The organism is Gemmiger formicilis (assembly GCF_016900095.1).
Classification (GTDB): Bacteria; Bacillota; Clostridia; order Oscillospirales; family Ruminococcaceae; genus Gemmiger; species Gemmiger formicilis_A.
Window position 1 is genome coordinate 1 of record NZ_JACJJP010000056.1, and the last position, 4,981, is coordinate 4,981.

Consider the following 4,981-nt stretch of genomic DNA (forward strand, 5'->3'; position numbering starts at 1 on the left):
GGGGGCGGGCTCCTCCGCAAAGGCGGGCAGGGCGGCCCCGGCGGCCAGGGTCAGGGCCAGCAGCAGGGCGGCGGATTTATGGATCAAAGACATGGAGCATCCTCCTTCTATATTATGGGCGTCTGGTCTCGTCGCTGACGATCTCTCCGTCGATGAGACGCACGATGCGGTCGGCGTAGGCGGCCATCTCCGGGTCGTGGGTGACCAGGATGATGGTCTGGTGGTAGCGGCGGGCAAAGGTGCAGATCATCTCCATGATCTCCACCGTGGTCTTGGAATCCAGGTTGCCGGTGGGCTCGTCCGCAAAGACCACGTCCGGCCGGGCGATGAAGGCCCGGGCGATGCCCGCCCGCTGCTGCTGGCCGCCGGACATCTGCCGGGGAAAGTGGTCCAGCCGGTGGGAAAGCCCCACCCGGCAGAGCATGCGGCGGGCGGCTTCCTCCCGCTCCTTGCGGGGCACGCCCCGGAACATCAGGGGCAGGGCTACGTTCTCAGTGGCGGTCAGGTTGGGCAGCAGGTTGTAGGACTGGAACACGAACCCGATGTGCCGCTGGCGGAAGGCCGCCAGCTGGTTTTCGTCCAGGCGGGAGATGGGTACCCCGCCGATGGTCACCAGCCCCCGGGTGGGCTTTTCCATCCCGGCCAGCTGGTTCAGAAAGGTACTTTTGCCCGAACCGGACGTGCCGAAGATACAGCAGATCTCGCCGCGCATGATGTTCAGGTTGATGCGTTTCAGGGCCACTACCGTCTCATCGCCCAGGGGGTACTCCTTGCGGATGTCCCGCACCTCGATGAGGGGGCGTTTTCTGGGGTATGGGGTTTGCAATCCGGTCACCTCCTCCTTGGTTGACGGCTCTGAGTATACCGGGTCAACCTTGGTTCTTTCTCAACGCAACCTTAAGATTCGTAAAGAAAAGCCGGGGCGGAAAAGCTTTTGCTTTTCCGCCCCGGCAGGGCAGGGTGTTTTATTGGGGCAGGGGCAGGCGGATCAGGAAGGCCGCGCCCTCCCCCGGGCGGTTGTCCAGGGTGATGGTGCCGCCGTGCAGCTCCACCAGGCGGCGGGTGATGGAAAGCCCCAGCCCGCTGCCGCCCCCGCTGCGGGCGTCGCTGCCCACCACAAAGGGCTCAAAGATGGCGGCGGCCCGCTGGGGCGGAATGCCCTCGCCGTTGTCCGCCACGGTGAGCAGGGCCCATCCCGGCTCCACGGCCAGGGTCACGGTGAGCAGAGTACCCAGCCGGTTGTACCGCAAAGCGTTGCCCATGAGGTTGTCCAGGGCCCGGCCGAACTGGAAGGGGTCCAGGGAACAGGGACAGGGCTCTTCGGGGATGGACACCTCCAGGGCAAAGCCCGCCAGCTCGATGGCGTCGTACTGGCCGGCCAGGTATTCCCGCAGATACTCGCACAGGTCCAGGTCCCGGCGCTGCAGGGTGAACTGGGGATGGTCCACCTTGCTGTATTCGTGGAAGGCGTTGATCAGCTGGGTCAGGGCGTCGGTGCGGCTGCGGATGGCCGCCAGATACCGGCTTTGTTCCGCGGGGGGAATCTTGCCGTCGGCCAGGGCGTCCACATACCCGGCAATCACCGTCACCGGGGTTTTCAGGTCGTGGGAGATGTTGGCGATCATTCGCTGCCGTTCCCGGTCCATCTCCGCCCGCTCCTGTTCGCTCTTTTCCAGCTTGGCCGAAAGCTCGTCCAGGCTGCGGCCGATGCGCTGCAGTTCCTGCACGCCGCCGCAGTCCCCCACCGGCACCCGCCGGCCCCGGGCCTGGGCGTCCAGGGCGGCCCGCAGCCGTTCCAGGGGCGGGCGCAGCCGCCGCCCCAGCCGCCAGATGAAGAAGGCCAGCGCCCCGGCGTACAGCGGCAGCGCCGCCAGCCAGACCACCCAGCCGTCCCGGCTCACCCGGGCCAGGGCTTCTTCGTCCAGGGGGGCCACGCAGAACAGCAGGGTGTGCACCCCTCCGGTGGTGGCAAACTCGTACCGGTACAGGGTGCCGTGGGCCGGGTAGTTGCCGGACAGGATGGCGTATTCCCGGGGGGTGTAGACCGTCTTGCTCGGCTCCAGCGCCCCGGACAGCACCCGGAAATCCCCGTCCAGGGCCATGTCCCCGGTGATCTCGGAGCTGCCGTCCTCCCGCAGGCGGGTGCGCAGCACCCGGTAGTGCACGTCCCCGCCCTCCGCCTCGGGAAAGGCGTCCAGATATTCGGTGTCCCCGTAAAAGGGCACACAGGCCAGCTCCCCGGGGGTCAGGGGTTCGGGCATATCCCCGGCGCGGTAGAGTTCGGCGCCGGTCTCGTCCAGCACCGCAAAGCCGTTGCCCGCCCCGTGCAGGTAGCGGTCCAGCTCCTCGTACCGCCCTTCGGTCAGGGCATAGTCCTCCAGCAGGGCGTCCCAGTCCACCGGGTTCAGCAGCCGCTCAAACTGCCGGTCCCACAGCCAGTACACCCCGCCCGCCAGAAACAGCAGCACCAGGGTGAACAGCAGGTAATTCTTCACCAGCAGGGCGAACAGCCGGTTTTCCTTACGCTTCAATCTTGTACCCCAATCCCCGGATGGTCACAATGTACCGCGGATTCTTGGGGTCGTCCTCGATCTTTTCCCGCAGCTTGGAGATGTGCACCATCATGGTGTTGTCGTTGCTCTCAAAATATTCCCCGGCAATGCCTTCGTACAGCTGCACCTTGGTGAAGATGCGCCCCGGCGCCCCCATGAGCTGGGCCAGAATCTTGTATTCGGTGGGGGTCAGCAGGATGGGCCGCCCGTCCTTGTACAGCTGCATGGCGGCGGTGTCCAGGGTCAGGGCCCCCACGGTCAGGGTCTTGGGGGCGCTGTTTCCCGCCCGGCGCAGATGGGCTTTCAGCCGGGCGATGACCTCCATGGGGTTGAAGGGCTTGGAGATGTAGTCGTCCGCCCCCAGGTTCAGCCCCAGAATCTTGTCGCTGTCCTGGCTCTTGGCCGACAGGATCAGCACCGGAATGTCGCTGGTGCGCCGCAGCGCCCGGGTCAGCCGGAACCCGTCCATGCCGGGCATCATCACGTCCAGAATGGCCGCGTCGGGGCTGCGTTCCAACGCCAGGGCCAGGGCTTTCTCCCCGTCGGGGGCTTCCAGCACCCCGAAGCCCTCGCTTTCCAAGTACAGGCGCAGCACCGCCCGGATGTCGGCGTCGTCCTCCGCAATCAGAATGGTCTTGGACATGGAAATTTTTCCGCCTTCCGTTGTTTTTCTTCAGCATACACGAGGAGGGCCGCCCCTGTCAAGCCGGGGGTCACACCCGGCGGAAGGAGGCCAGAATCAGGTAGATGGTGTCGAAGGCCAAAAGCGCCCACAAGGCGGGCGCCGCCCACCGGAACCCGGGCTGGGGGCCGGGCAGGGAAGAGGCGGTGCGGGGGCGGCGCAGCCGCCGCAGAACCCCCACCAGGGTGATGAGAACCGGGGCTGCGGCCAGCAGCAGGATGACCAGGCTGGCCGCGGTGCCCCGGTCCTGGAGCCATTGCAGCAGCACCGCGATGCTGTTGCCCGCCATGTGCACCCCCACCGAGAAGAGCAGCCCGTACTGCAGGTAGGCGTAGCCGAAGACCAGCCCGCACCAGAAGGCCGAAAGCCCCTGGTACAGGTCGTGGTGCATGAGCCCGAAGCAGAGGGCGGAGAGCACCACCGCCACCCGGGCCCCGGCGGGGGACAGACGGCGGAGCAGCACCCCGCGGAAGACCAGCTCTTCCAGTACCGGCCCCACCACGCAGATGTACAGCGCCACCAGCGGGGTCAGGCGTTCGTCGCCCGGGGTGGGCAGGGCGGTGAGGCCGAAGGGCTTCCACAGCTTTTCCATCCAGGGGGTGAGCAGCATCAGGACCAGGTTGCCGGTGAGGGAGACGCTGAGCAAAAACACCAGCTGCCCCGCCCCGGGCAGAAACAGGGGCCGGGGTCCCTGGGGGGCGGGGACGAACCGGGACCAGACCAGGGGCACCGCCGAGGCGGCCAGGCTGCACACCAGCAGCACCACCCCTTCGCTCCAGCCCAGGGCGGGCAGAATCTTGAGCTGCAGCAGCCCGAAGAGGGCGCCGTAGGCAAGTAAGGACAGATACAGTCCGGTCAGGCCGGACCTGGCAGGGGATCGGGTTGACATGGGAACCTCCTTGTGGCAGAGGATGTCTGCCGGAATTTGGCCCATTGTAGCACGGGGCCCGCCGCCGGATTGTGAACAATCTGGAAATTCATGCGGATATTTTACAATATGTCATAACATCACAAACAAAAGACCCGGACCCCGGCGCAAGGCCGGAATCCGGGTACGGAAAATGTGGGTGGATTCAGCGGGACGTGGTGCGGATGGCCAGCACCAGGCTGACGCCCAGCACGGCGGCCGCCAGCAGGGTCATGACCATCGAAACGCCGTTCTGACGCCAGAAACCGCTGTTGACGGCGGCCGCGGCGGCCGAAGAAAACAAACCAGAAAACTGCATCATAGCGGATTGCCTCCCATGCGTGTTCCCCTTTTTGGGGGACAAGTTTATTGTAGAACGCCGGGCGGGGATTCTCCACCATGCAAGGGTAAAATGAAGGTGAATTTTTGGTAAAACGGGGGCTGTTCCGGCGGTTTGTGCCGGGGGTTCAGGAAGGTACCTCCACCGATTCGGCCACCAGGTGGTAGCTGGGCAGCCCGCCGAAGTCGTAGGCTTCGTACCGGCCGGTGACCAGCAGTTCGGTGCCCTCCTCGGGCAGGTCACCCTCCCACACGAACTCCAGCCCCTGCTGGCAGCAGGCGGTGGCGTCCTGCACCACCACCGCATAAAAGCAGTCGATACCCAGGGCCGGGTTGGCCCGGTACACCGCCAGCTGCCCCTGCATCCGCACCTGTCGGCCCAGATACTCCTCCGGGGACCGGGTCATGGCGGCCAGCTCGGCAAACAGGATGGTGTCGGACAAAGCGGTCAGGTCCAGCAGGGGAGCGTCCTCGGCTTCGGGGGTGGGGGATGGCGTGGGT

General features: G+C 65.9%; 5 protein-coding genes and 1 pseudogene. All 6 read right to left on the reverse strand.

Annotated elements, in window-relative coordinates:
• Positions 1-112: 112 nt before the first annotated feature.
• The gene (locus tag H6B15_RS14935; protein ID WP_204648802.1) at positions 113-826 is read right to left on the reverse strand and encodes an ABC transporter ATP-binding protein; all 714 of its coding nucleotides are present in this window, start codon (positions 824-826) and stop codon (positions 113-115) included.
• A gap of 139 nt (positions 827-965) precedes the next feature.
• Positions 966-2,531: a sensor histidine kinase gene (locus H6B15_RS14940; protein WP_204648803.1), complete on the reverse strand. Its 1,566-nt coding sequence runs from the start codon at positions 2,529-2,531 to the stop codon at positions 966-968.
• Positions 2,521-3,195 carry a response regulator transcription factor gene (locus H6B15_RS14945; protein ID WP_204648804.1) on the reverse strand — a complete coding sequence of 225 codons (675 nt, stop codon included), beginning with the start codon at positions 3,193-3,195 and terminating at the stop codon, positions 2,521-2,523. The genes H6B15_RS14940 and H6B15_RS14945 overlap by 11 nt, the downstream gene beginning before the upstream one ends.
• A 70-nt stretch (positions 3,196-3,265) precedes the next feature.
• On the reverse strand, positions 3,266-4,123 hold the full coding sequence (locus H6B15_RS15725; protein ID WP_204648805.1) for a CPBP family intramembrane glutamic endopeptidase: 858 nt from the start codon (positions 4,121-4,123) through the stop codon (positions 3,266-3,268).
• Between the two features lie 184 nt (positions 4,124-4,307).
• Positions 4,308-4,463: a hypothetical protein gene (locus tag H6B15_RS14955; RefSeq protein WP_204648806.1), complete on the reverse strand. Its 156-nt coding sequence runs from the start codon at positions 4,461-4,463 to the stop codon at positions 4,308-4,310.
• 145 nt (positions 4,464-4,608) lie between these two features.
• Positions 4,609-4,981, reverse strand: a pseudogene (locus H6B15_RS14960) (hypothetical protein); the annotation flags it as partial.

Excerpts from the sequence above, each read along its gene's own strand:
- H6B15_RS15725 (WP_204648805.1), bottom strand. The coding sequence starts at position 4,123 with ATGTCAACCCGATCCCCTGCCAGGTCCGGCCTGACCGGACTGTATCTG.
- H6B15_RS14945 (WP_204648804.1), bottom strand. The coding sequence starts at position 3,195 with ATGTCCAAGACCATTCTGATTGCGGAGGACGACGCCGACATCCGGGCG.
- H6B15_RS14955 (WP_204648806.1), bottom strand. The coding sequence starts at position 4,463 with ATGATGCAGTTTTCTGGTTTGTTTTCTTCGGCCGCCGCGGCCGCCGTC.